The sequence below is a fragment of the Cronobacter dublinensis subsp. dublinensis LMG 23823 genome (assembly GCF_001277235.1).
Taxonomy (GTDB): domain Bacteria; phylum Pseudomonadota; class Gammaproteobacteria; order Enterobacterales; family Enterobacteriaceae; genus Cronobacter; species Cronobacter dublinensis.
Genome location: NZ_CP012266.1, coordinates 1,623,620 through 1,648,326, shown reverse-complemented (window position 1 = coordinate 1,648,326; position 24,707 = coordinate 1,623,620). Strand labels below are relative to the sequence as shown.

23 protein-coding genes and 1 tRNA gene are annotated in these 24,707 nt (G+C 57.9%); 11 read left to right on the top strand and 13 right to left on the bottom strand.

The genetic code is table 11. The annotated features are described in order from the left end of the window. Positions 1-11: 11 nt before the first annotated feature. The 3 genes from tssA to AFK67_RS07490 all read right to left on the bottom strand — a co-directional run bounded on the left by tssA (position 12) and on the right by AFK67_RS07490 (position 3,775). Complete coding sequence (gene tssA / locus AFK67_RS07500; RefSeq protein WP_007717867.1) at positions 12-1,592, bottom strand: type VI secretion system protein TssA; 1,581 nt, start codon at positions 1,590-1,592, stop codon at positions 12-14. Between the two features lie 312 nt (positions 1,593-1,904). Further along, positions 1,905-1,992: transfer RNA gene (locus tag AFK67_RS07495), tRNA-Ser, on the bottom strand. A 157-nt stretch (positions 1,993-2,149) separates the two neighbouring features. After that, positions 2,150-3,775: an ABC transporter substrate-binding protein gene (locus tag AFK67_RS07490; RefSeq protein ID WP_038883901.1), complete on the bottom strand. Its 1,626-nt coding sequence runs from the start codon at positions 3,773-3,775 to the stop codon at positions 2,150-2,152. A 260-nt stretch (positions 3,776-4,035) separates the two neighbouring features. Here AFK67_RS07490 and yccA point away from each other — a divergent pair, with 260 nt between their 5' ends. Further along, positions 4,036-4,695 (top strand): FtsH protease modulator YccA, encoded by a 660-nt coding sequence (yccA, locus tag AFK67_RS07485; protein WP_007664775.1) that lies wholly within the window; start codon positions 4,036-4,038, stop codon positions 4,693-4,695. Positions 4,696-4,802: 107 nt separating this feature from the next. Next, entirely contained in the window at positions 4,803-5,132 is a 330-nt protein-coding gene (gene tusE, locus AFK67_RS07480; protein ID WP_007717872.1) for a sulfurtransferase TusE, read from the top strand. Here the strand turns inward: tusE and yccX are convergent. Beyond that, a complete protein-coding gene (gene yccX / locus AFK67_RS07475) occupies positions 5,129-5,410 on the bottom strand; it encodes an acylphosphatase (RefSeq protein WP_007717874.1) in 282 nt (93 codons plus the stop codon). The genes tusE and yccX overlap by 4 nt on opposite strands. A gap of 88 nt (positions 5,411-5,498) precedes the next feature. Here yccX and rlmI point away from each other — a divergent pair, with 88 nt between their 5' ends. Then, the gene (gene rlmI, locus AFK67_RS07470; RefSeq protein WP_032966909.1) at positions 5,499-6,689 is read left to right on the top strand and encodes a 23S rRNA (cytosine(1962)-C(5))-methyltransferase RlmI; all 1,191 of its coding nucleotides are present in this window, start codon (positions 5,499-5,501) and stop codon (positions 6,687-6,689) included. A 59-nt stretch (positions 6,690-6,748) separates the two neighbouring features. Then, complete coding sequence (hspQ, locus tag AFK67_RS07465; RefSeq protein WP_007717877.1) at positions 6,749-7,066, top strand: heat shock protein HspQ; 318 nt, start codon at positions 6,749-6,751, stop codon at positions 7,064-7,066. A gap of 27 nt (positions 7,067-7,093) precedes the next feature. Here the strand turns inward: hspQ and AFK67_RS07460 are convergent, their stop codons facing one another. Continuing rightward, a complete protein-coding gene (locus AFK67_RS07460; protein WP_007717879.1) occupies positions 7,094-7,507 on the bottom strand; it encodes a CoA-binding protein in 414 nt (137 codons plus the stop codon). Positions 7,508-7,681: 174 nt separating this feature from the next. Here AFK67_RS07460 and mgsA point away from each other — a divergent pair, with 174 nt between their 5' ends. Continuing rightward, positions 7,682-8,140 carry a methylglyoxal synthase gene (mgsA, locus tag AFK67_RS07455; RefSeq protein ID WP_007717880.1) on the top strand — a complete coding sequence of 153 codons (459 nt, stop codon included), beginning with the start codon at positions 7,682-7,684 and terminating at the stop codon, positions 8,138-8,140. Between the two features lies 1 nt (position 8,141). Here the strand turns inward: mgsA and helD are convergent, their stop codons facing one another. Beyond that, positions 8,142-10,196: a DNA helicase IV gene (gene helD / locus AFK67_RS07450; RefSeq protein ID WP_007717882.1), complete on the bottom strand. Its 2,055-nt coding sequence runs from the start codon at positions 10,194-10,196 to the stop codon at positions 8,142-8,144. Positions 10,197-10,322: 126 nt separating this feature from the next. Here helD and AFK67_RS07445 point away from each other — a divergent pair, with 126 nt between their 5' ends. Together AFK67_RS07445 and yccS are read left to right on the top strand one after the other, a co-directional pair. Further along, the gene (locus AFK67_RS07445; RefSeq protein WP_007717883.1) at positions 10,323-10,769 is read left to right on the top strand and encodes a YccF domain-containing protein; all 447 of its coding nucleotides are present in this window, start codon (positions 10,323-10,325) and stop codon (positions 10,767-10,769) included. A gap of 13 nt (positions 10,770-10,782) precedes the next feature. Continuing rightward, complete coding sequence (gene yccS / locus AFK67_RS07440) at positions 10,783-12,918, top strand: YccS family putative transporter (protein ID WP_038883906.1); 2,136 nt, start codon at positions 10,783-10,785, stop codon at positions 12,916-12,918. Here the strand turns inward: yccS and AFK67_RS07435 are convergent. Then, positions 12,909-13,523 (bottom strand): TfoX/Sxy family DNA transformation protein, encoded by a 615-nt coding sequence (locus tag AFK67_RS07435; RefSeq protein ID WP_007717889.1) that lies wholly within the window; start codon positions 13,521-13,523, stop codon positions 12,909-12,911. The two genes, yccS and AFK67_RS07435, sit on opposite strands and share 10 nt — an antisense overlap. A gap of 217 nt (positions 13,524-13,740) precedes the next feature. On the opposite strand from AFK67_RS07435, the gene sulA reads away from it, so the two are divergent. Further along, positions 13,741-14,247: an SOS-induced cell division inhibitor SulA gene (gene sulA / locus AFK67_RS07430; protein WP_007717893.1), complete on the top strand. Its 507-nt coding sequence runs from the start codon at positions 13,741-13,743 to the stop codon at positions 14,245-14,247. Between the two features lie 358 nt (positions 14,248-14,605). Next, positions 14,606-15,649 (top strand): porin OmpA, encoded by a 1,044-nt coding sequence (gene ompA / locus AFK67_RS07425; protein ID WP_105654647.1) that lies wholly within the window; start codon positions 14,606-14,608, stop codon positions 15,647-15,649. 197 nt (positions 15,650-15,846) lie between these two features. Here the strand turns inward: ompA and matP are convergent, their stop codons facing one another. Further along, the gene (gene matP / locus AFK67_RS07420; protein ID WP_007717899.1) at positions 15,847-16,302 is read right to left on the bottom strand and encodes a macrodomain Ter protein MatP; all 456 of its coding nucleotides are present in this window, start codon (positions 16,300-16,302) and stop codon (positions 15,847-15,849) included. A 183-nt stretch (positions 16,303-16,485) separates the two neighbouring features. Here matP and AFK67_RS07415 point away from each other — a divergent pair, with 183 nt between their 5' ends. After that, positions 16,486-18,243: an AAA family ATPase gene (locus tag AFK67_RS07415; RefSeq protein WP_032966911.1), complete on the top strand. Its 1,758-nt coding sequence runs from the start codon at positions 16,486-16,488 to the stop codon at positions 18,241-18,243. Between the two features lie 68 nt (positions 18,244-18,311). Beyond that, the gene (gene fabA / locus AFK67_RS07410; protein WP_007747275.1) at positions 18,312-18,830 is read left to right on the top strand and encodes a bifunctional 3-hydroxydecanoyl-ACP dehydratase/trans-2-decenoyl-ACP isomerase; all 519 of its coding nucleotides are present in this window, start codon (positions 18,312-18,314) and stop codon (positions 18,828-18,830) included. A gap of 71 nt (positions 18,831-18,901) precedes the next feature. On the opposite strand, the gene rmf is transcribed toward fabA, so the two are convergent. From rmf to AFK67_RS07390, 5 genes are all read right to left on the bottom strand, one after another. After that, positions 18,902-19,069: a ribosome modulation factor gene (gene rmf / locus AFK67_RS21650; protein WP_071601109.1), complete on the bottom strand. Its 168-nt coding sequence runs from the start codon at positions 19,067-19,069 to the stop codon at positions 18,902-18,904. Between the two features lie 256 nt (positions 19,070-19,325). Beyond that, positions 19,326-19,889, bottom strand: a complete 564-nt coding sequence (pqiC, locus tag AFK67_RS07405; RefSeq protein WP_007717907.1) for a membrane integrity-associated transporter subunit PqiC — start codon at positions 19,887-19,889, stop codon at positions 19,326-19,328. Next, the gene (gene pqiB, locus AFK67_RS07400) at positions 19,886-21,526 is read right to left on the bottom strand and encodes an intermembrane transport protein PqiB (protein ID WP_007717909.1); all 1,641 of its coding nucleotides are present in this window, start codon (positions 21,524-21,526) and stop codon (positions 19,886-19,888) included. Before pqiB ends, pqiC begins: the two co-directional genes overlap by 4 nt. Beyond that, complete coding sequence (pqiA, locus tag AFK67_RS07395) at positions 21,516-22,784, bottom strand: membrane integrity-associated transporter subunit PqiA (RefSeq protein WP_007717911.1); 1,269 nt, start codon at positions 22,782-22,784, stop codon at positions 21,516-21,518. Before pqiA ends, pqiB begins: the two co-directional genes overlap by 11 nt. Before the next feature lie 16 nt (positions 22,785-22,800). Beyond that, the gene (locus tag AFK67_RS07390) at positions 22,801-24,705 is read right to left on the bottom strand and encodes an ABC transporter ATP-binding protein (RefSeq protein WP_007717913.1); all 1,905 of its coding nucleotides are present in this window, start codon (positions 24,703-24,705) and stop codon (positions 22,801-22,803) included. Positions 24,706-24,707 lie beyond the last annotated feature (2 nt).

Here is a 24,707-nt window from a genome sequence, read left to right as displayed (position 1 = left end):
CTGAGTGAAACTTAGCTACACAACACGGCGGCGCGCGCCGGATCGATGGCGATAAGCGTCGCCAGCAATGCTTCCATATCAGCCTGCAGGCGCGCTTTATCTGTCTCGCTACGCCCGGCCTTCATGCGTAGCAGCCGCAGCCGCCGGGCGCTCACTTCAAACAGCAGCGCGGGCTCCCACTGCGGCAGGGTCAGGACGCTTGCCGACGTTTGCAGTTCGGCCAGCAAATGCAGCGCGAGTTCATTTTTACCGTACTGCTCGGCGAGACGTGCCATCAGCAGACGCAGCAGCCAGCGCTGGCGCGCTGAGGTGAGCGCGGGCCGGGTCTGAAGCCAGCCGAGCGCGGCGTCGATGCCGTCGCTGTCGGCAAGCGAGACGGCTTCCGGTTCGAGTTGCAGTACCTCGTCGTCATCGGCGGCATGCGCGTCGGCGACGTGCGTCTCATCAGCGCCGGGCATCTCGCGTACCTGCTGCGCTATCCAGTGCTGCGTCACTTCATCGGCGAACGGCGTGCCGTCATTAAACGCCAGCGTCTCAAGGCCCGGCAGTCGGTTCAGTAAGCCGGCGAGATCGGCGCGAATAATGCCCGCCAGCGTCTCCTGGCCCGATTTCAGCAGCGCTTCGTGGATATACCACTGCACGTCGAGCCACAGATGATTCGCACCGCGTGAAAAGAGGCTATCTCCCTGCTCCAGCAGCTCCAGCCAGCTCTGCTGAAGCCAGAGGCGTTTTAAGAGCGCGCGCTGGTCAGCTTTCGGCGGTTCGATGCGCGTGCGGCCATCGCCTGCGAGCGGCGGCAAATGATGGAGCGTGTCGTGGCGCAGGCTTTTCATCAGACGGTGTGCGGCAAGCCAGCCGTCGGGCTGATTGCGCAGGTAGTCGGCAAGCAGGCGTGCCTGCTCCAGCAGATCGCGCCCGGAAGAGATGGCATTGATGACCGGCGCGGCGGGCGTGGCAGTCGCGCTGTCGCTGGTGGTTTGCGGGACCACGGCATCAACGCCGCCCGCTTTCATCAGCCGCGCCTCCAGCGCGCTATAAAGGGCGGTTAACTGCGGGCGCGCCGCAGCCTCTTCAGACGCCAGGGCCTGATCAATCAGCAGCAGCGCGCCGGCGGTGCGCCGGGCATCGTCGCGGGTGACTTCGGGGTAAAGCGACAGGCTGTCGAGCACGCGCGAGCTTGCGAGCCACTCCAGCGCCGCCTGACGGCTGCGGGCGCGCTGTGGATGGAGCATCGCGCCAAAACGTTGCAGGAGCGCGGCGAGCAACTCCAGCCCTTCGGCAAAGCCCGCCTCGCCGTCGCGGTGCAGCCGCGCCCAGGCATAACAGGTGGCCACGCGGATATCTTTGGCCGTGGTCAGAAGGATGTTTTCCGCCAGCGTGCCAATCAGCGCGGTATCCGCGCCAGAGAGCTTATTCACCTCTTCGCGGATCTGCTGGAAATCGTCGTCGTAGCCCGGATCGTCGCCGGTAGGGTTATCAACAAAAACCGGTTGCAGCCATTTATCCCAGTGCGCGAGGCGCTGTTGCGCCAGCGCTGCCAGCGCTTCTGCGCCCGACTGACAACTCTCTACAACCGCCTGTAGTGACGCCATCGTGTTCCCTCCCTGAAACCCGCCGGTGATAGCTCTGCCCCGCCGCAGGGCGACAGGAACGTTGACTGAACGGCAGATGCTACGCACAGAAGACGTATTCACAAGCGCAGGACGGCGGGCAGATGTAACAGACTTTATAGGATCGGGAGCGAGTTCGCGCGCCAGGGCGCGCTCTGCACGCGACAGACGGGTTGTCTTCAGTAACAAACCCGCCGGAAGACGTTAAGAAACACCTGATGAAAACGTGGGCCTGCGAGGAAAGCACGACATAAACGAAAAAGGGGACGCCTTTCGGCATCCCCTTAAATTGGTTGGCGGAAGCGCAGAGATTCGAACTCTGGAACCCTTTCGGGTCGCCGGTTTTCAAGACCGGTGCCTTCAACCGCTCGGCCACACTTCCGCAATGACGCGAACTATAAACATCCCCCTGCGCTGTGTAAAGCCCGAATGTGTTCGATTGCCGCAAAAACACTCAAAAGCGCGCTAATCGCCTGAAATATCGGCACAACGATCACATTTGCAGCATTTTCACAGGCCACCACAGCGCGGCGCTCCGGTTAATGTTTTTTGATGTACATATCTTTGGTGAAGTAATAGCCCAGATTATTGGAATAAAAACCGCCAACCCAGGGTTTCACCATGTGGGTGCGCACGTAGTGATACACAGGAATGGCAGGCACATCCTCTGCCAGAATCGTTTCCGCCTGCTGATAATATTTCCCGCGCGCGGCGACATCCGCCGCTTTCGACGCATTCGCCAGCGCCTCGTCATAGGCCTTGTTGGTATAGCGCGAGGTGTTCTGACTGTCGCCGGTGCGGTAGTTGTTCAGGAATGTCGAGGCGTCGTCATAGTCGGCGTTCCATGCGTAGCGCACCACGTCGAAATTACCGGTGTGTTTGTTATCAAGCATGGTTTTCCACTCCTGGTTCTGGAGCTTCACCACCACGCCGAGATTTTTCTGCCACATCGAGCTTGCCGCGATAGCGATGCGCTGGTGCGACTCGAGCGTGTTATAGAGCAGATTGAATGTCAGCGGATGCTGCGCGTTGAAGCCTGCCGCCTCCAGCAGTTTTTTCGCCTCGCTGACGCGTTTTTCAAGCGGCCAGCTCGCGTACTCCGGCGGCGTCATTTTCACGCCGCCGATTTCAGGCTGGCTGACCACCCACGCCGGGCGTTGCCCCTGCGCCAGCACTTTTTGCGCGATAACGTCTTTATCCAGCGCCATGTTCAGCGCGCGGCGCACGCGCGGATCGTTAAACGGCGCTTTGGTGGTGTTGAATTCGTAATAGTAAGTGGCCAGCAGCGGCGAGACGTCCACCTGCTCCGGCATCGTTTTTTTCAATTGCGCGAACTGGTTGAGCGCCACGGTGCTGGTGATGTCGATCTCCCCCGCCCGGTAGCGGTTCAGATCCGCCGTTTCAGCGGCAATCGGCAGGTAAGTGACTTTATTGATTACCGTCTCTTTATCGTTCCAGTAGCGTTTATTACGCTCGGCGGTGATTTTTTCATTCACCACCCAGTCGGTGACTTTATACGCGCCGCTGCAAACGAAATGCTCCGGGCGCGCCCATTTATCGCCGAAACGCTCGACGGCGGTTTTATCAATGGGCACCAGCGACGGGTGCGCCAGCATCGACAGAAACGCCGCCGTGGGCTGTGTGAGGGTCACCTGAATCGTGTTGTCATCCAGCGCTTTCACGCCCAGCGTGTCCACCGGCTTTTTACCGTTGGCGATGTCGGCGGCGTTTTCAATGTTCATGTTGCCGGGAAAGCTGGCGTAGGGAGAGACGGTTTTCGGGTCGACCAGACGCCGCCAGCTCCAGACCACATCTTCCGCCGTAATGGGCTCGCCGTCCGACCAAGTGACGCCTTTGCGCAGATGGAATGTCCAGACGGTGTTGTTTTTGTTGTCCCAGCTTTCTGCGAGCCGCGGTTCGATGGAGCCATCTTTACGCACCGCCACCAGTCCTTCAAAAACATCGCCGATGATGTTGAATTCGACATCGCTCTCGACTTTATGCGGGTCGAGCGAGGCAGGCTCGCTGCCGTTGTTGCGCACCAGTTCCTGTTTTGCCGCCAGTTCAACGCCCGCCGGCACCTGCGCCGCATACGCTGTCGCGCATACGCCGGAAATGACAGCGGCGATGAGAGAAAAAGACAGAGCTTTCTGTTTCACGTTCATTTTCCACGCCTTGTGTATTGTTGTGATGTGTCGTTAACACTGATAGACGCGTGTCGGGTTTCGCGCAACGCTTTTACGTCATATATAAGAGGGGGATCTGAAAGCGCGCCGGTGTCGACCACGTTTTTATGATAGTAATGCGCTTTCTGAGTCCTTGTTTTTAGAGAAATAAAGCAGCGTAAAGATGGGTAAAAGCCCTTTTCCCGTTGCGTGCAACCCTCTATGCTCGGAAACTAAACACCTGTAATGAGAGACTACTCATGGATCGCTTAATTACCTCTGCGCGCGACAGACAGTCGCTGCTTAGCACCCATAAGGTTCTGCGTAACACCTATTTTATGCTGAGCCTGACGCTGGCGTTTTCCGCGATCACCGCGACCGCCAGCACCGTACTGGCGCTGCCTTCGCCGGGTCTCATCCTGACGCTGGTCGGTATGTACGGCCTGATGTTCCTGACCTATCGTCTGGCCAATAAGCCGAGCGGTATTATCGCGGCGTTCGCCTTCACGGGCTTCCTGGGCTATATCCTGGGGCCGATGCTTAACGCGTATCTCTCTGCCGGGATGGGCGATCTTATCGCGCTGTCTCTCGGCGGGACCGCGCTGGTGTTCTTCTGCTGCTCCGCCTACGTGCTGACCACCCGCAAGGATATGTCCTTCCTGGGCGGTATGCTGATGGCAGGCGTGGTGGTTGTGCTGATTGGTATGGTGGCGAACATCTTCTTACAGCTGCCTGCGCTGCATCTGGCGATCAGCGCCGTGTTTATTCTGCTTTCTTCAGGCGCCATTCTGTTTGAAACCAGCAATATTATTCACGGCGGCGAAACCAACTATATTCGCGCAACCGTCAGCCTGTATGTCTCGCTCTACAATATCTTTGTGAGCCTGCTGAGCATTCTGGGCTTCGCAAGCCGCGACTGACGATTAGCCAACGCTGCGCTTAAGCCCCGCCCCGTGCGGGGCTTTGTTTTTTCTGGCACCGGGAATTTGCTACACTGCGCGCAGTCAGAATCAGGGCAAGAATCGATATGTTAACGTTTGAAGGTAAAGAGTTTGAAACAGACGCGGAAGGCTATCTGAAAGTCTTCGACGCCTGGAGCGAAGGGCTGGCGCAGGTTATCGCCGAAAAAGAAGGCATTACGCTGACGCCCGAACACTGGGAAGTGGTGCGCTTTGTGCGCGAGTTTTATATTGAATTTAATACGTCGCCGGCCATCCGCATGCTGGTGAAAGCCATGGCGACGAAATTCGGTGAAGAGAAAGGCAACAGCCGCTATCTCTATCGCCTGTTCCCGAAAGGCCCGGCGAAACAGGCCACCAAAATCGCCGGCCTGCCGAAACCGGTGAAGTGTATTTAATAGCGAATGCGAAAGTCGCGATAATCTTCTGTGGGCGAATGCGGCTGCGTCAGGACCTTTTCCACATGGGCGCTGCGCGGCCCGCCCGCTTTCAGCCAGGCGATCAGTTTTTCGACCTGCTCCGCCTCGCCGCAGGCCAGCACCTCCACGCTGCCGTCGTCCAGATTGCGCGCATAGCCAGTGACGCCAAGTCGCATCGCTTCATGCTGCGTGGTGTAGCGAAACCCGACGCCCTGTACCCGGCCGTGTACCCAGGCCAGCGTGCATTGTTCAGTCATAGCGGTTCTCCTTTGCGGTAGCGTTGCATTTCCCGGCTGAAGTCGGGAGAATGGCGCCCATTTTCTTTGATTCACAGAATAGCAAATTATGAGCGTACGTTTAGTGTTAGCCAAAGGGCGCGAGAAGTCTCTCCTGCGCCGCCATCCCTGGGTCTTCTCCGGCGCCGTCGCGCGTATGGAAGGTAAAGCCGCGCCAGGTGAAACCATCGACATCGTCGACCATCAGGGAAAATGGTTAGCACGCGCCGCCCTCTCCCCCGCCTCGCAGATCCGCGCGCGCGTCTGGACATTCGATGCGAATGAAACCATTGATATCGCCTTTTTCACCCGTCGCTTGCAACAGGCGCAACAGTGGCGCGACTGGCTGGCGCAAAAAGACGGGCTCGACAGCTACCGTCTTATCGCCGGTGAATCGGACGGCCTGCCGGGCGTGACCATTGACCGCTTCGGCAACTTCCTGGTGCTGCAACTGCTCTCCGCCGGTGCGGAATATCAGCGCCCGGCGCTGGTATCGGCGTTGCAGGCGCTTTACCCGGAGTGCGCCATTTACGATCGCTCTGACGTGGCGGTGCGTAAAAAAGAAGGTATGGAGCTCGCGCAGGGCCCGGTCAGCGGCGAACTGCCGCCGGACCTGCTCGCGATTGAAGAGCACGGCATGAAGCTGCTGGTGGATATCAAAGGCGGCCACAAAACCGGTTATTACCTCGATCAGCGCGACAGCCGCTTTGCGACGCGCCGCTATGTCGAAGACAAGCGCGTGCTGAACTGCTTCTCCTACACTGGCGGCTTTGCCGTTTCCGCGCTGATGGGCGGCTGCCGTCAGGTGATCAGCGTCGATACCTCCCAGGAAGCGCTGGACGTGGCGAAGCAGAACGTGGAGCTTAACCAGCTCGACCTGAGCAAAGCCGAATTCGTGCGCGACGACGTGTTTAAACTGCTGCGTAAATATCGCGACCAGGGCGAGAAGTTCGACGTTATCGTGATGGACCCGCCGAAGTTCGTGGAAAACAAAAGCCAGCTTCACGGCGCGTGCCGCGGCTATAAAGACATCAATATGCTTGCGATCCAGCTGCTTAACCCAGGCGGTATCCTGCTGACGTTCTCCTGCTCGGGGCTGATGACCACCGATTTATTCCAGAAAATCGTCGCCGACGCCGCAATAGATGCCGGGCGTGATGTACAATTTATAGAGCAGTTCCGTCAGGCCGCCGATCACCCCGTGATCGCGAGCTACCCGGAAGGTCTTTATCTGAAAGGGTTTGCCTGTCGCGTCATGTAACTTGAAAAGGAACGCCCTGCCCTTATATACAGGGTATGAACGTTTTCCGGGAGGTGACAATGATTGCCAGCAAATTCGGTATCGGCCAGCAGGTTCGTCATTCTCTGTTAGGGTATTTGGGTGTCGTGGTGGATATCGACCCTGAGTATTCGCTTGATGAACCTGACGTCGATGAAATGGCGGTAAACGCCGAGCTACGCGCCGCGCCGTGGTATCACGTGGTGATGGAAGATGACGACGGCCAGCCCGTGCACACTTATCTTGCCGAAGCCCAGCTAAGCGGCGAAAGGCAAGAGGAGCATCCGGAGCAACCCTCTATGGATGAGCTGGCGCGCTCGATTCGCCAGCAGCTCCAGGCGCCCCGTCTGCGCAACTAAAAAAACCCGGCCAAGCCGGGTTTTTTATTACTGAAACAGGCCGAGGCGCGGAATTTCTATCGCCGGGCAGCGGTCCATCACCACATTCAGCCCCGCGTCGCGCGCCAGCACGGCGGCCTGCTCGTTAATCACGCCAAGCTGCAGCCAGAGCGTTTTCGCGCCTATTGCAATTGCCTCCTGCGCCACACCCCATGCCGCTTCGGAATTGCGAAACACATCCACCATATCAACCTTTTCCGGCACGTCGGCCAGCGTGGCGTAGCCCTGCTGGCCGAGCAGCGTTTTCCCTGCCACTTTCGGCGATACGGGAATCACGTGATAACCCTTTTCCAGCAGATACGCCATCACGCGATAGCTCGGACGGTCCGGCTTGTCGCTGGCGCCCACCAGCGCGATGGTTTTGGTGTTTTGTAAAATCTCTGCAATATCCGCTTCTTTCATTTTCTCTCCCCCTCAACGCATTTCATAAAAGTGTATGCCAAAGTCGCCGCGCCCACCACGCGATGCCGCGTCTGTACGCAATCGATGCGACGAGGCACGGTTTTTTACCGGCTTCGCTTGCAGCCTCCAGCACTTACAGTAATCTGTAGCCACTTATTTAATCTGGAACTTACTATGGAACTGACAACCCGAACCCTGCCAGCCCAGAAAAAAATCGCACTGGTGGCGCATGACCACTGTAAATCGATGCTGATGAAATGGGTGGAGCGCCATAAGGCACTGCTGGCGAACCATACGCTTTACGCGACCGGCACCACCGGCAATCTGGTGTCGCGCGCGACCGGTCTTGAGGTTAACGCCATGCTGAGCGGCCCGATGGGCGGCGATCAGCAGGTGGGCGCGATGATCGCCGAAGGGAAAATCGACGTGCTGATTTTCTTCTGGGACCCGCTGAACGCCGTACCGCACGACCCGGACGTCAAAGCGCTGCTGCGTCTTGCGACCGTCTGGAATATCCCGGTGGCGACAAACCTCTCGACGGCCGATTTTATTATCCAGTCGCCGACATTTAGCGACACGCTGGATGTGCTGATCCCCGACTATCCGCGTTACCTCGCCGATCGCCTGAAGTAGTTCAGGGCTTGCGGGCCGTCGGCACGCCGAGGCGCGTTAGCGCGTCGACAAACACCGACGGCGCCGCTTTGTCATACAGCAGCCAGACGCGCTGCCGCGCGCGCGTCAGCGCCACATACAGCAGGCGACGCTCTTCGGCATCTGGAAAATCTTCCGTGGCAGGCAGCAGCGCCTGTTCCATAATCGACTCCCGCGCCGGCGCCGGAAACCCATCCCGCCCCACGCTCAGCCCCACAATAATGACGTAATCCGCCTGTTGCCCTTTGCTGGCGTGAATCGTCATAAATTCCAGCTGAAGTTTTGGCCAGCGCGTCGCCGCCATCTCCAGCGCCGCGGGGCGCAGGTGATGATAACGGGCCAGCACCAGCACGCGCTCGTCGGGGCGAACGTAGCCGCTCATTTTGTCGAGCAGCGCCTCCAGCTGCTCCTGCGCCAGCAGCGTAACGGCTTTGTTGTCGCCCGCGCGCAGGCTGTTGAGCGGTTTTTCCCGCTGATGCGGGTTCTGCTGGACAAAGCGGTTCGCAATATCGCCGATACGCCCGTTGAAACGATACGTGGTGTCCAGCGCGCACTGATCGCCCTCGCCGAAATGGTCTTCAAACGCAGTGGTCAGCGACAGCTGCGCGCCGCTGAAGCGGTAAATCGCCTGCCAGTCGTCGCCGACGGCAAACAGGCGGGTGGCCGAATTCTGGCGGCGCAGCGCCGCCAGCAGGGCCGCGCGCTGCGGCGAGATATCCTGAAATTCGTCCACGAGGATATGCTTCCAGGGGCTCACGAAACGCCCCTTTTCCAGCACGTTGATCGCCTGATGAATAAGCCCGGAGAAATCCACGGCCTCTTCGGCTTTCAGCGCCGCTTTCCAGGCTTTCAGTAAGGGGGCCATCAGTTTGATGCGCTTCTGGAAAACGTCACGCACGTCATCCGGCGCGGCGGCGATCATCTCCGCCTGCGAGCCGCCATGCATGCGCATCAGACCAAGCCAGCGGTCGAGACGGCTGGCGAGCCGTTTGCAAAGCGCCTCGTCCTCCCAGAACTCGCCCTCGTCGATATCCCATTGCAGTTCGTTGCTAAGCCACTCCCGCCAGCCCTTCGCCTGCGCTTTTTTCTCACGGCACTGGTCGCGCCAGGCGGTCAACAGAAGGTCATGACGCGCCGCCGTGTCGTTTTCAAGCTCGCTCACGCGCGGCGTTTTGCGACCGCCCTGCCCGATGATGTGCAGCGCCAGCGCATGAAAGGTGCGTGCGGCGATCGCATCGGTATGCAGGCGCGCCTGAAGGCGTTCCTCCATTTCTCGGGCAGCCTTACGACCAAAGGCCAGCAGCAGGATTTGTTCAGCCGTCGCCTCGCCGCGTTCGATAAGCCAGCCCGCGCGCGCCACCAGCACGGACGTTTTGCCGCTCCCCGCGCCCGCCAGCACCAGCAGCGAACGTTCGCCGTTCACCACCGCACGCGCCTGGGACGGGTTGAGCGGCGAGCTCTCAATGTTTGCGAAGAAATCGGCGTAGCGCGTGAGCATCGCGTCGGTAAACGCCTGGTTGTGCGCAAGACGTTTCGCCTCGCTGTCGGCCAGCCAGTCTTTACATTCGCGCCAGGCGTCGCGGCAGTTGTCGAACGTTTCAAGGCGCGATGTCGGCACCGGCAGCGCCTGTAACGCGCGGCGCAGCGCCTGGCATAACGCCTGGCTCTCGTCGCGCCGCAGCCATTGTTCTTGTGTTTCGCCGCTGCGGATTTTCTCCTGCCAGTCATTTAGCACGCCTGCCGCCACCTCGCTCATCTCCTGACTCCACTGTTGCCAGAGCGTCGTCAGGTGATGATAAAAGCGCTGGGTTTCGGCCCATTCAGTGCCGTGCAGACGCACCACTTTGTTATCCGCGAGCGTAAATTCCAGCTCGCCCCAGACCAGGCCGCGGCGGCACTGGATATCCAGCAACTGATTAAACGGGATCAGATATTCATGCTTATCGCCGGAGACTTTCACCCCGGCGGTGAGGATTTCCGCGCGGTCATAGGGGTGCTGCGCCAGACGTTTACCCAGAGAGGTTGCTTTCAGTTCCATGAGGCTGCCAGTAAATGGTGTTATAGCGCTAAGTTTACCCGCCTGCGATATCACGCTCCAGACCCAAAACGCGTTACAATTGTTGTGGTTATGATCCCGGCGCTCTGCCGACGCTTCTGAGGTTTTATGCGTACTGTTTTAAATATTCTGAATTTCGTGCTGGGTGGCTTCGCGACCACCCTCGCCTGGCTGCTGGCGACGCTTGTCAGCATCATTCTGGTGATCACCCTGCCGCTGACGCGCTCCTGCTGGGAGATAACCAAACTGTCGCTGCTGCCTTACGGCAATGAAGCAATGCATGTGGATGAGCTCGATCCGGCGGGGAAAAACGCCCTGCTGAACACCGGCGGCACGCTGCTGAATCTTTTCTGGCTGCTGTTTTTCGGCTGGTGGCTGTGCCTGATGCACATCGCCGCCGGTATCGCGCAGTGTCTGACCATCATCGGCATCCCGGTCGGTATCGCGAATTTTAAAATCGCCGCGATTGCGTTGTGGCCGGTTGGCCGTCGCGTCGTTTCCGTGGAAACCGCCAGGGCCGCTCGTGATGCGAACGCCCGCCGCCGTTTCCAGTAAGCCAGGGCCGCTCATGATGCTCAACCCTCTGCTTCACCGTCACGCCTGGAACAGCGCGTGGCTCACCAACGTGCGCATTTTTATCGCGCTGTGCGGCACCGCGGCGTTGCCCTGGTGGCTTGGCGAGGCGAAACTGACTATTCCGCTGACGCTCGGCGTGGTCGCCGCCGCGCTGACCGATCTCGACGACCGCCTGACGGGACGTCTGCGCAACCTGCTGATTACGCTTGTCAGCTTTTTTATCGCCTCCGCCTCGGTGGAGCTCCTGTTTCCGTGGCCGTGGCTGTTCGCCGCCGGGCTGACGGCGTCCACCATCGGCTTTATTTTACTGGGCGGGCTCGGACAGCGTTATGCAACGATCGCCTTTGGCGCGCTGCTGATAGCGATTTACACCATGCTCGGGGTTTCACTCTATGAGCACTGGTATCAGCAGCCGCTCCTGCTGTTGGCGGGCGCGGTCTGGTATAACCTGCTGACGCTCGCCGGGCATCTGATCTTCCCGGTGCGCCCGTTGCAGGAGAATCTGGCGCGCTGCTATGAACAGCTGGCGCACTATCTGGATATCAAATCCCGGCTGTTCGATCCGGATATCGAAGATGAAAGCCAGGTGCCGATGCTGGAACTGGCGATGGCCAATAGCCAGCTGGTCGCCACGCTGAATCAGGCCAAAGGCTCACTGCTCACCCGGTTGCGCGGCGATCGCGGCCAGCGCAGCACGCGGCGCACGTTGCACTACTATTTCGTCGCGCAGGATATTCACGAACGCGCCAGCTCATCGCACATTCATTACCAGACGCTGCGCGATACGTTCCGCTACAGCGACGTGATGTTCCGTTTTCAGCGGCTGCTCACTATGCAGTCACAGGCGTGCCAGCAGCTGGCGCGTTCTGTGCTGCTGCGCACGCCCTACCAGCACGATCCGCGCTTCGAGCGCGCGTTCACGCATCTGGAGGCCGCACTCGATCGCACCGCGGCATCGGGCGTCTCTGCCACGCAGATCAAAGCCGTACAGTTTCTGATGGCCAACCTTAAAGCCATCGACGCGCAGCTCGCGACCATTGAATCGGAGCAGCCGTTTACTCAGCCTGCCGCCAGCGACAGCGAACACCGTCTGGCGGATGACAGCCTGAACGGTTTTAGCGACATCTGGTTTCGCCTGAGCCGTAACTTTACGCCGCAGTCGGCGCTGTTTCGCCACGCGGTGCGGATGTCCGTCGTGCTGTGCGTGGGGTACGCCTTCATCCAGTTTACCGGGCTCAATCACGGCTACTGGATTTTGCTCACCAGCCTGTTTGTCTGCCAGCCGAACTATAACGCCACGCGCCATCGACTGACGCTGCGCATTATCGGCACGCTGGCGGGCGTCGCAGTGGGCATTCCGGTGCTCTATTTTGTACCTTCGCTGGAAGGGCAACTGGTGTTGATTGTTATCACCGGCGTGCTGTTTTTCGTTTTCCGTACCGTGCAGTACGCGCACGCCACGCTCTTTATCACGCTGCTGGTGCTATTGTGCTTTAACCTGCTGGGCGAGGGTTTTGAGGTGGCGCTGCCGCGCGTGGTAGATACGATAATCGGCTGCGCCATCGCCTGGTTTGCGGTGAGCTTTATCTGGCCCGACTGGCGATTCCGGCGGTTACCTGCGGTGCTTGAGCGCGCGCTGAATGCCAACTGCCGCTATCTCGACGCGATCCTTGAGCAGTATCATCAGGGGCGCGACAACCGGCTCGCCTATCGCATCGCCCGTCGCGACGCGCATAACAGCGATGCGGAACTGGCGTCGGTAGTGTCAAATATGTCGAGCGAGCCCAGAGTCAGCGCGCAGATGCGCGATATCGCCTTCCGGTTTCTGTGCCTCAACCACACGCTGACGAGCTACATTTCCGCACTTGGCGCGCACCGCGAAAAACTGACGCGTCAGGAGATCCTCTCCCTGCTTGACGATGCCGTCTGTTATGTTGACGACGCGCTTCATCACCAGCCTGCCGATGATGCGCGTGTCGAGAAATCGCTTGCGGAACTGGCGCAGCGCATTCAGCAGATTGAGCCGCGCCAGGAGAGTAAAGAGCCGCTGGTGCTGCAGCAGATAGGGCTGCTTGTCTCGTTGCTGCCGGAAATCAGCCGACTCCAGCGCCAGCTGGCTCAGGACTGATTCTGTACGGAGAGCTGCATAAACCACTCCAGCAGCTCTTCGCGAATTTGTGTCGGTAATGCGGCTTCATGGGTGCCGGTAATGGCACCCTGAAGCGCGTAGAGCACATGCAGGCTGAGATTTTTGCGGGCCTTGCGAAGCTTCAGCCAGCACTCCTTCGCCCCAAATGCGCACAGCGTTTCAACATCACGGATCCCCGCCTCCCACAGCGATACCTCAAGCTGCACGTTAAGGTTCGGCAGATCTTTCACGCGTCGCCCGCGGGCGCGCTCGGTTTTCTCCGCCTGCGCGCAGGCCAGCGCCGTACGCGCGTGCTCACGCAGCAACGCAGGCGACTCCCACAGCGCGTCATCCGCCAGATAATAGTTGAGGTTGATACGACGTCCGCGACGGGTGCAGACGAGCATAGGCGGATTGTGCGCCTGCTGGTAAGCGCGGCTCTGTTCGCTGGCGCGCAGATACAGACGCCCTTCTGCCAGCATGCCGAACACGGCGTCGTCGATGGCGAGGCTATAACCCCCAAAAAGCGAACGGTGAGTAACATCACCTAATGATGACAGGGTATTTTGAACTCGCACCAGAGTGTCAGTCGAAGCGTTATCCATATTTATTCCTTTTATATCAATAAGTAACGGACTAAAAATTCCATTAGCTTTTCCCTTAACAGGAACATATGAAAGTTGTGCCTGGTGAGCAATCCGAATTTTGTTTCCGGACAAACAAGATGTGAAATTTGCGAGATGCTTTCCGAAATTTAGATTGATCTTTGGCCTCACCAGCAGTACTGTATATGCATACAGTAACTAGCGAGGCTGGACCTTTATGTACTTTTCTCATCAAAATCGCGCGCATGGCTCACGTCGTCTGGCAAAAGAAACGGCTGGCGCTTTAGCTCAGGCTGAAACCAAGGGATTGATAAGTGAAGTGATGTATAACGAAGATCAGCCGTGGATGACGCAACTGGTGTTGCTGCCCCTGTTGCAGCAGCTCGGTCAGCAGTCCCGCTGGCAGCTGTGGCTCACGCCGCAACAACGCCTGAGCCGTGAATGGGTCGAATCCTCCGGTTTGCCGCTGACGAAGGTAATGCAGGTGAGCCAGATGAATCCGCAGGTCACTATCGATTCAATGATTCGCGCACTGGAGACCGGCAACTATAGCGTTGTGATCGCCTGGCTGCATGATGACTTAACGGATGACGAACATCGTCGCCTGACGGAAGCGGCAGAGAAAGGTAATGCGATGGGCTTTTTAATGCGTCCCGTCCAGCCCTCTTTGACGGGCGACAGACCACGTTCTGGCCTAAGAATTCACTCAAGAATGGTGCATTAATCCTTTTTAGGATTAATCCTGGTAAGAATTTGAACATGGACCTTCGTTAAAAGTGATTGTGGCGAATGAACGGCCAGACGGGCGATTTCGTCCGGTCCCGCACTTTACGAGTGTTTAAAATTGCCGCAAAAATGTTAAATTTTGCTTTCGCAAGTTGTTTTTTTTCATATGCCTGACGGACTTCACACTTGTAAGTTTCCAACTACGTTGTAGACTTTACCTCGCCAGGGTGCTCATCAATAAACCGACAATATCGGTAGAGTAACCATTGAGCTATAACCCCGGTGAAGGATTTAACCGTGAACTTTTCCTCCCGGAAAAGCGCATGGCCTTTTTGGATGATAACGAGGCGCAAAAAATGAAAAAGACAGCTATCGCGATTGCAGTGGCACTGGCTGGCTTCGCTACCGTAGCGCAGGCCGCACCGAAAGATAACACCTGGTATGCAGGCGGCAAACTGGGTTGGTCCCAGTTCCACGATACCGGTTTTATTCCTAACGACGGCCCGACTCACGAAAGCCAGCTGGGCGCAGGCGCGTTCGGTGGTTACCAGGTTAACCCGTACGTTGGCTTCGAAATGGGCTACGACTGGCTGGGCCGCATGCCGTATAAAGGCGACACTGTAAACGGCGCTTTCAAAGCTCAGGGCGTACAGCTGACCGCTAAACTGGGTTACCCGGTAACCAGCGACCTGGACGTTTACACCCGTCTGGGCGGCATGGTATGGCGTGCTGACTCCTCTTCTAACATCAGCGGCGACGACCACGACACCGGCGTTTCCCCGGTATTTGCTGGCGGCGTTGAGTGGGCAGTTACCCGCGATATCGCTACCCGTCTGGAATACCAGTGGGTTAACAACATCGGCGACGCGCAGACTGTTGGTACCCGTCCGGACAACGGCATGCTGAGCCTTGGCGTTTCCTACCGTTTCGGTCAGGAAGACAACGTAGCTCCGGTTGTTGCACCGGCTCCGGCTCCGGCTCCGGAAGTACAGACCAAGCACTTCACCCTGAAGTCTGACGTTCTGTTCAACTTCAACAAAGCTACCCTGAAACCGGAAGGTCAGCAGGCGCTGGATCAGCTGTACTCCCAGCTGAGCAACCTGGATCCGAAAGACGGTTCCGTCGTGGTTCTGGGCTTCACCGACCGCATCGGTTCTGACGCTTACAACCAGGGTCTGTCTGAGAAACGTGCTCAGTCTGTTGTTGACTACCTGATCTCCAAAGGTATCCCGTCCAACAAGATCTCCGCACGTGGTATGGGCGAATCCAACCCGGTCACCGGCAACACCTGTGACAACGTGAAAGCTCGTGCAGCTCTGATCGACTGCCTGGGCCCGGATCGTCGCGTAGAGATCGAAGTTAAAGGCGTTAAAGACGTTGTAACTCAGCCGCAGGCTTAAGTTAAACGTTAAGAAAAACCCCGCTAAGGCGGGGTTTTTTATTTCTGGCGCTTTCTGCCGTTAAAGGCTTTGCTGCAGAGCGTCAAATTGATAGCGCGTTTTGCCGGTTATGGAAAACACGTCTGTGTTACCATCACCGCTCAGATTGCGGCCTCTACCAAAATGCCCGTCAACCTGACGTCGCCGCCCCGCCCTGATTACTCTTTCTTACCGAGCAGCGCCTGCAAATCCTGTTTCAGCGTCGACATATGGTTCTCATACTTCTCTTTACGCTCCGCATCTTCAATCAGCTGCACGATGGTTTCTGAAAGCGTAATACCGCGCCGCTGCGCAAGCCCGGCCAGACGCTGCCAGACCATAAACTCAAGGTCGATAGACTTTTTACGGGTGTGCTGATGCTCGGCATTAAAATGCCGTTTACGACGGGCGCGAATCGTCTGTTTCAGGCGGTTTTGCAGTGCCGGGTTCATATGCTTTTCAATCCAGCCCAGCACTCTTACCGGTTCGTTTTCCATACCCAGCAAGAGATCCACCGCCTCTTTCGCCGCGCTGGCTTCGACATAGCGGGTTATCAGCTCGCCTTCGCGATGCTTTTTAACCAGATATTTCCACTTCCAGCCGCTTTCGAGGTTTTCGAGTTGTTGGTATTTCATTGCGATCTCAGGATGACCGTGTAACTCATTTCAGGATAACAGTTTTTTTTCGTTTCGCTGAGGGGAAATAACCGTCTGTGACGCGTCGGGAGAATCTGCCGGGCAATATCGGCATTTCCGGTGTGCTGGCCGCCCCATTACGCTATAATCTCGCCTTTTACATCTGACTAAAAAACCTCGACATTGACCATTAACAGACTTACATCACAAGCGCTTGTACCCGATACGGCGACCTTCGAGTCCCGGTTTGATGAAATGGACGCCGTCGCTGACGGCGCGCTTGATTTTGAGGCGTTGCAGCCTCGCCTCTATGACGGGCTGACCCAGCTCTGCGCTCCGCGCCCTCTGAATGATTTCATGCTGGTGAAGGCGGACGAAGAGACGCCTTTGCTGGAGCTGATTGCCGGCGTGGCGAAAGCGTTACTGCCGGAACAGTCTGGCCTCGCTGGCGGCCACTATCTTATTGAAGACCACCACGTTACGCTGGCGCCCCCTGATAACGCGCCGGGCGATTTCGCCGTGCGTCGCGACGTGGTCGTCGCCGCGTGGGCCGAAGCGGCCGAACTGTTTGGCTGCGTGCGCCAGTTCGCTGGCAAAATTACCTTAGAGCCGGGTCTGGTGCACAAAGCGAACGGCGGCATCCTGGTTGTGGCGCTGAAAACCCTGCTGATGCAGCCGCTGTTATGGGTGCGCCTCAAACAGATGGTCATCGCGAAACGCTTTGACTGGTTGGCGCCGGACGAATCGCGCCCGCTGCCGGTTTCCGTTCCTTCCCTCCCGCTCAGTCTGCGTGTCGTGCTGGTAGGCGATCGCGAATCGCTGGCCGATTTCCAGGAGATGGAACCGGTGCTCGCGCAACAGGCCATCTACAGTGAATATGAAGATGACCTGCAAATCGCTGACGAAGAAGATGTGACGCTCTGGTGCAGCTGGGTCTGCGCGCTCGCGCAGCAGCATCAGCTGCCTGCGCCAGCAAGCGACGCCTGGCCGCTGTTAATTCGTGAGGCCGTGCGCTATACGGGAGACCAGGAGACGCTGCCGCTGGATCCGCTCTGGATGGCGCGCCATCTTGGCGAAGTCGCCGCCCTCTGTGACGAACCCAGATTTACTGCCGCGCAGTTCGCGCAGATGCTGGCCCGTCGCGCCTGGCGTGAAGGCTATCTCGCCGAGCGTATGCAGGATGAAATCCTGCTCGGCCAGCTGCTGGTGGAAACCGAAGGCGAACGCATCGGGCAGATCAATGCGCTCTCCGTGGTGGAATTTCCGGGCCATCCCCGCGCGTTCGGCGAACCGTCTCGCATCAGCTGCGTGGTGCATATCGGTGACGGCGAGTTTACCGATATCGAGCGCAAAGCCGAACTCGGCGGAAACATTCACGCCAAAGGCATGATGATTATGCAGGCGTTCCTGATGGCCGAGCTGGATCTGGAACAGCAGATGCCCTTCTCCGCCTCGCTGACGTTCGAACAGTCCTACAGCGAAGTGGACGGCGACAGCGCCTCTATGGCGGAGCTATGCGCGCTTATCAGCGCTCTCGCCAACGCCCCGCTGAATCAGCAGATTGCTATTACCGGCTCGGTGGATCAGTTTGGCCGTGCGCAGCCGGTGGGTGGCCTTAACGAGAAAATCGAAGGCTTTTTCACCGTCTGTCAGGCGCGCGGCTTAACCGGCAAACAGGGCGTGATTATTCCTGCCGCCAACGTGCGTCATTTGTCGTTGTGTCAGGAGATTCTGGACGCTGTTGATCAAGGGCAATTTTCCATCTGGGCCATTGATGATGTCACAGATGCGCTACCCTTATTAACCACGCTCCCGTGGGATGGCGAAGGCCAGACGACGCTGCTTGGGGTAATCGGCGAGCGAATTGCTCAGGCGACACAGCAGGATATTCGTCAGCGGCCGTGGCCGTTACGCTGGATGAACTGGTTTAACCACAACTGATCGGACTTGTTCAGCGTGCACGTGTTAGCTAATCTGCGAGCTTCACTAAAATAAGGCATACAGAGAACATGGTAGACAAACGCGAATCCTATACGAAAGAAGACCTTCTTGCCTCCGGGCGCGGCGAGCTGTTTGGCGCGAAAGGCCCGCAGCTGCCGGCACCCAACATGTTAATGATGGACCGCGTGGTGAAAATGACCGAAACCGGCGGTAACTTTGACAAGGGTTACGTGGAAGCGGAACTGGATATCAATCCTGACATGTGGTTCTTTGGCTGCCATTTTATCGGCGATCCGGTGATGCCGGGCTGCCTCGGTCTTGATGCCATGTGGCAACTGGTCGGCTTCTACTTAGGCTGGCTGGGCGGCGAAGGTAAAGGCCGTGCGCTGGGCGTAGGCGAAGTGAAATTTACCGGCCAGATCCTGCCGACCGCCAAAAAAGTGACCTATCGTATTCACTTCAAACGCGTGGTAAACCGTCGTCTGGTTATGGGTATTGCTGATGGCGAAGTGTTGGTGGACGGTAAACAGATTTATACCGCGACTGACCTGAAAGTGGGCCTGTTCCAGGACACCTCCGTCTTCTGATAGCCTCTGTTTGCAGCGTTCAGAAAGGCGAAACCTCCGCAATGCGGAGGTTTCTTTTTAAAGAGACAAGCTCACGCGGTTTGCGCCCTGTCCTCCATGGCCTCTCGCCAGCCTCCCAGCCAATGCGACCTCTGATTCAGTGCCTGGTAAGGACATATTTCTTTTGAGCGTCCGGTAATACCGGCCTGATAACCACGGTGATGTGCCCGTTCCAGGCGATCTCTTTTCTGTCTCTTCATGCCTCGTTTCCCTCATTTCAGGTCTGGTGGAAAAGAAAACAGTGATTACATTTTGCGCAATCACCCTTTACGAATACCTGCTAATTTTGGGAACGTCAATGCGCAAAATTCACGCCAATGTCATATTTGTGAGCTTGTTTGGATAACTTTTATACAATAAATGTGGGCGTGGTGAGGGTATCTGACTGGCATAAAAGAGAAAGCCGCCGCCCTCTTTAAGAAGTTGACGACGGCGTTTTAACGTCATGCGAATTTTTTATGGCTGGCGCGCCAGCTCATCCGCAATGCTTTTCGCCTGCTGCTGCCAGGCCTGCGCGAGCGTTTTTACCATCGCGTCATAGCCATCCTGCTGCTGCTTAAGCCCCGTGTAGAAAGGCCGCTTAATGAGTTGCCCTTTATGTTTAAGCAGCCACTCGCCGCTGACAATCACCCGTCCGTCGTAGCGGCCATGAAAACCGGTCACATTAACGTTAAGCGTATCCTGCTCCGCACCGAGCGGCTGGGCGGAAACCACCCAGCCCGGCAGCGTAGCGCTAAGATTGGTCACCAGCGTATTGCGCAGTTGTTGGTCGAGCGGGCTCGCCCACAGATTCTGACTGGCAATCACATACTGCACGTCGGTGGTCTGATAGACCACACCGTTGCCCGCCAGATAATCGGGCACTGCCACCTGTTCAAGCCACAGCAGATGCTGACTGTTCGCAGGCGTGCTGCGCGCCACCGGCGCGGTGGACGCCGGAAGCTGATACCAGGTGGTTTCTTCGGTGCTGCTACAGGCGCTGAGCAGCATGACGGCGGCTAACGGGAGCCATTTTTTCATTCTTTTGCCCTCTTCGGCTGCGGGTCCTTTTTCTCTTTCGATTCAAATACCAGAGCGTTGCTCTTCTCATTCAGCGTGCGCAGCACCGGCTGAAGCTCGCGCAACACCTGATCCAGACGCTGCATATCCGCCACCATCTTGTTATAGGCGGCAGAGCCCGGCTGGAAGCCCTGCATACTGCGATTAAGCTCGCGCAGCGTTTTCTGCATATCCGCTGGCAACTCCTGCGCCGACTGGCTGGAGGTGAGCTGATTCAGATTATCGAGCGTCGTCTGCAGACGGCGCATGGTGCGCTGGCTTTCCGAGAGCGTATTGGTCGCCTGTTCGATCATCGGGTTCAGCGGCAGGTTATTAATTTTATCCAGCGTATCCATCAGGCGCTGCTGGATTTGCGCGAGCCCACTGCTCATGGTCGGGATCACCGGATAGCCGTTAAAGCTTTCCATATCCGTCACTGGCGGCGCTTTCGGGTAGAAATCAAGGTCGACAAAGAGCTGACCGGTCACCAGATTGCCGGTTTTGAGCGTCGCCCGCAGGCCTTTTTTCATCAGGTCATGCATATGCGAGGCGATGTCAGGATCTTCGCCAATCTGATTCGCCAGACGCTCCGGCTCGATACGCACAAGCACCGGGATACGATAATCAGTATTGACCGCCTGACGCAGGCCCGGCACAAAGAACGGCACCTGGGCGACAGTCCCGAGGCGAATACCGCGGAACTCTACCGGCGCGCCCGGTTGCAGGCCGCGAATGGTATCTTTAAAGAACATCAGGTAATCGATATGTTCGGTATAGAGCGACTCCTGAATGCTGCGCTGATCGTCATAAAGCATAAACGCGGTTTTCTCGGCGACCGGTTGCCCCAGCTCCCAGCCATCCGGCACGTCAAAGCTGACGCCGCCGCTAAACAGCGTGCTAAGCGATCCCATCTCCACCCGCATCCCGGACGAACTCAGATCCACCGCGATCCCACTATCTTTCCAGAAGCGCACGTTGCTCGTGACCAGGCGATCGTTGGGCGCGTTGATAAAAAGCTGATAACTGATAGAGCGCTTTTGCGGGTCAAACGTGCTGGTCTCCACCGAGCCGACGCGATAACCACGAAACAGCACCGGGTCGCCAGGGTTAAGCTGTCCGGCTTTGCTGCTGTCGAGGATCACGCGGATGCCTTTGGCATCCGGCGGCGCGAGCGGCGGCGCGTCCAGCAGCTTGTAAGATTCCGGCGCGCTGCCTTTGGAGCCCGGCTGCAGTTCAATATAGGAGCCGGAGAGCAGCGTATTAAGCCCGGTCACGCCCTCGCGGCCAATCTGCGGCTTCACTACCCAGAAGACCGAATCGCCATACAGCAGCTTTTCCATGCCGGGATTCATGCGCGCTTTAATTTCGACATGATGCAGGTCGTCGGTCAGTACCGCGCTCTCCACCACGCCGACATCGACGCTGCGGCTTTTAATGGTGGTTTTACCGCCTTCGATGCCTTCCGCGTTGGTGGTCATCAGCGTGACGACCGGCCCCTGGTGGCTGTAGTGATAAAACAGGATCCAGGCGCCGATAAGCGCGGTAATAATGGGGAAGATCCAGACCGGCGACCAGTTCTTCACCTTCTTAATCTTCGCTTCCCCGCGATTATTGTCCATGTTCGGGTAACTCCTCATAGCTTGAATCAGGCTCACGGTCCCAGGAGAGACGCGGGTCGAAGGTCATTGCGGCGAACATAGTGATAATCACTACCATCGCAAACATTACCGCTCCCCAGGCCGGGTAAATATTCATCAGCGCGCCCATGCGCACCAGCGCGGAGAGCACGGCAATAACAAAAACGTCAATCATCGACCAGCGGCCGACAAACTCCACCACCTCGTACATCAGATGCATACGCTCGCGCTCCTGGCGGCCATAGCCTTTGGCGTCCAGGCACAGCCAGCCGAGCGCAATCATCTTAAGCGTCGGCACCATGATACTTGCGATAAAAATCACCAGCGCCACCGGGTAGGAGCCGTCATTCCAGATGAGGATTACGCCCGCGATAATCGTCGAAGGCATTCTGTCGCCCAGCAGCTCGGTAATCATGATGGGCAGAAGGTTCGCGGGCAGATAAAGCATAATTGAGCAGACCAGCAGCGAGACGGTCCACTGAAGACTGTGTTTACGCCGGACGTGTCCGACGGTATGGCAGCGCGGGCAGCGGCCATCGGTGCCCGGCAAAATGGCGGTGCAGCACGGACATGCACGCAGCCCCTGACGGATCCCCGCCACGCCGACTTTAAGCGGCTGGGTCACCGGCGGCATCGGAGCAATATCGTCCCAAAGCCAGCGGCGATCCACACACTGAAACGCGCGCAGCTGAAGCACGCAGAACAGGCACCACGGAATAAAACTGCTGCCAACGCCGATATCGCCATAGGCAATCAGCTTTACAAAGCTCACCAGCACGCCCGCGAGGAAAATTTCAGCCATGCCCCAGCTGCGCAGCTGAAACAGCACGCGGGCCATCGCGATGTTAAGACGCGGCGGCAGCGCGATGCGATTAACCAGCAGCATGATTGTCACCAGGCAGAATGCCGGCACCAGCTGAACGAACAGCATGAACAGCGTGCCGAGACTGGCGTAATCTTCGTTAAACAGGACGCGGGGGATTTCCAGCAGCGTGACTTCGCTGCTGACGCCCGCCGCTTCCATATTGACGAACGGAAAGAGATTGGAGAGCAGCAGCATGAACAGCGCCGCCAGCGCGTAGGCCGTTGGCCGCTGACGCGGCGCTGACCATTCGACGGTCAGCGTGGTGTCGCAGCGGGGACAATGCGCTTTTTGTCCCGGCGCAAGCGCCGGGAGCTTAACCAGAAGGTCGCATTGCGGACAGAGCATATGCTGCGCCGCGTGGTGGCGTTCATGCATGCGAGTTCCTGAATAATCAGCCGTTTTTAAGTGACTCAAGGTATTCCCAGCGCTCGAACGCTTCTTCCAGCGCGGCTTCGGCGGCGCTCATCTGCGCCAGCACATCCTGCGTAACATCGTGAGGCTGGTTAAAGAATGCCGCATCGCTCACCTTCGCCTGCAACGCTACCAGCTCCGCCTCCAGCGTTTCCAGCCGGGCAGGCAACTGCTCCAGTTCGCGCTGCAAGTTATAGCTTAGTTTGTTGCTGCCTCGTTTGACAGTTTCTGCCTTCGCATCCGGTGCCGCGTCGGTTTTCTTCGCAACAGGTTGCTGCATTGCGCGGGAAGACGCCTGCTGGCCGCGGGCATCGTGATAACCACCGACATACTGACCGATGCGGCCTTCGCCTTCGAAGATCCAGCATTCGGTCACGGTATTATCGACAAACTGACGATCGTGGCTCACCAGCAGCACGGTGCCCTGATAGCCGTCGATAAGCTCCTCCAGCAGTTCGAGCGTTTCCACGTCGAGGTCGTTGGTAGGTTCATCGAGGATCAGCAGGTTGCTGGGTTTCAGAAACAGGCGCGCCAGCAGCAGGCGGTTACGCTCCCCGCCGGAGAGCGCACGCACCGGTGTCATCGCGCGTTTCGGGTGGAACAGGAAGTCCTGCAGGTAGCCCAGCACGTGTCGCGGCTTGCCGTTCACCATGACTTCCTGCTTGCCTTCGGCGAGGTTATCCATCACGGTACGCTCAGGATCCAGCTCGGCGCGGTGCTGGTCGAAATACGCCACTTCTAATTTGGTACCGCAGTGCACGCGTCCGCTGTCAGCCTTAAGCTGGCCGAGCATCAGTTTTAGCAGCGTGGTTTTGCCGCAGCCATTCGGCCCCACCAGCGCGATTTTATCGCCGCGCTGCACCTGGGCTGAGAAATCACGCACCAGCGTTTTATCGCCGAGGCGGTAATTCACATTCTCCAGCTCAAAGACGATTTTGCCGGAACGGGTCGCCTCTTCCACCTGCATTTTCGCGCTGCCCATCACTTCACGGCGCTCGCCGCGCTCGCGACGCATCGCTTTCAGCGCGCGCACGCGGCCTTCGTTACGGGTGCGGCGCGCTTTGATGCCCTGACGGATCCAGACCTCTTCCTGGGCCAGTTTGCGGTCAAACTCTGCGTTTTGCAGATCTTCCACACGCAGCGCTTCTTCTTTCGCCACCAGATATTTGTCGTAATCGCCCGGATAAGAGACCAGCTTGCCGCGATCGAGATCGACAATGCGCGTCGCCATGTTGCGGATAAATGAGCGGTCGTGCGAGATAAACACGATGCTGCCGGAGAAGGACTTCAGGAAGGTCTCCAGCCAGTCGATGGTTTCGATATCCAGGTGGTTGGTTGGCTCATCGAGCAGCAGCACGCGCGGCGCGCTCACCAGCGCGCGGCCCAGCGCCGCTTTACGCAGCCAGCCGCCGGAAAGCGACGCAAGCGGCGTATCCGCGTCCAGCTCGAGCTGCGCCAGCACTTCGGTGATGCGGTTTTCAAGCTGCCACAGGTCGTGATGCTCCAGCATCTCCTGAACGCGCGCCAGCTCTGAGAGATTTTTATCGCTCGGATCGGTCATTACCAGATGCGAAATCTGGTGGTAGCGCTTGAGGTATTCCGCTTGCTCCGCCACGCCTTCAGCGACAAAGTCATACACGCTGCCCGCCACGTTGCGAGGAGGATCCTGTTGCAGACGCGCCACGACCAGATCCTGTTCATAGATAAGACGGCCATCGTCCAGCGGCAGTTCGTGGTTGAGGATTTTCATCAGGGTCGATTTACCGGCCCCGTTGCGCCCGACCAGGCAGACGCGCTCATTTTCTTCGATATGCAGTTCGGCATTATCGAGCAGTGGCGAGTCGCTAAAAGAGAGCCAGGCGCCATGCATACTGATTAACGACATAA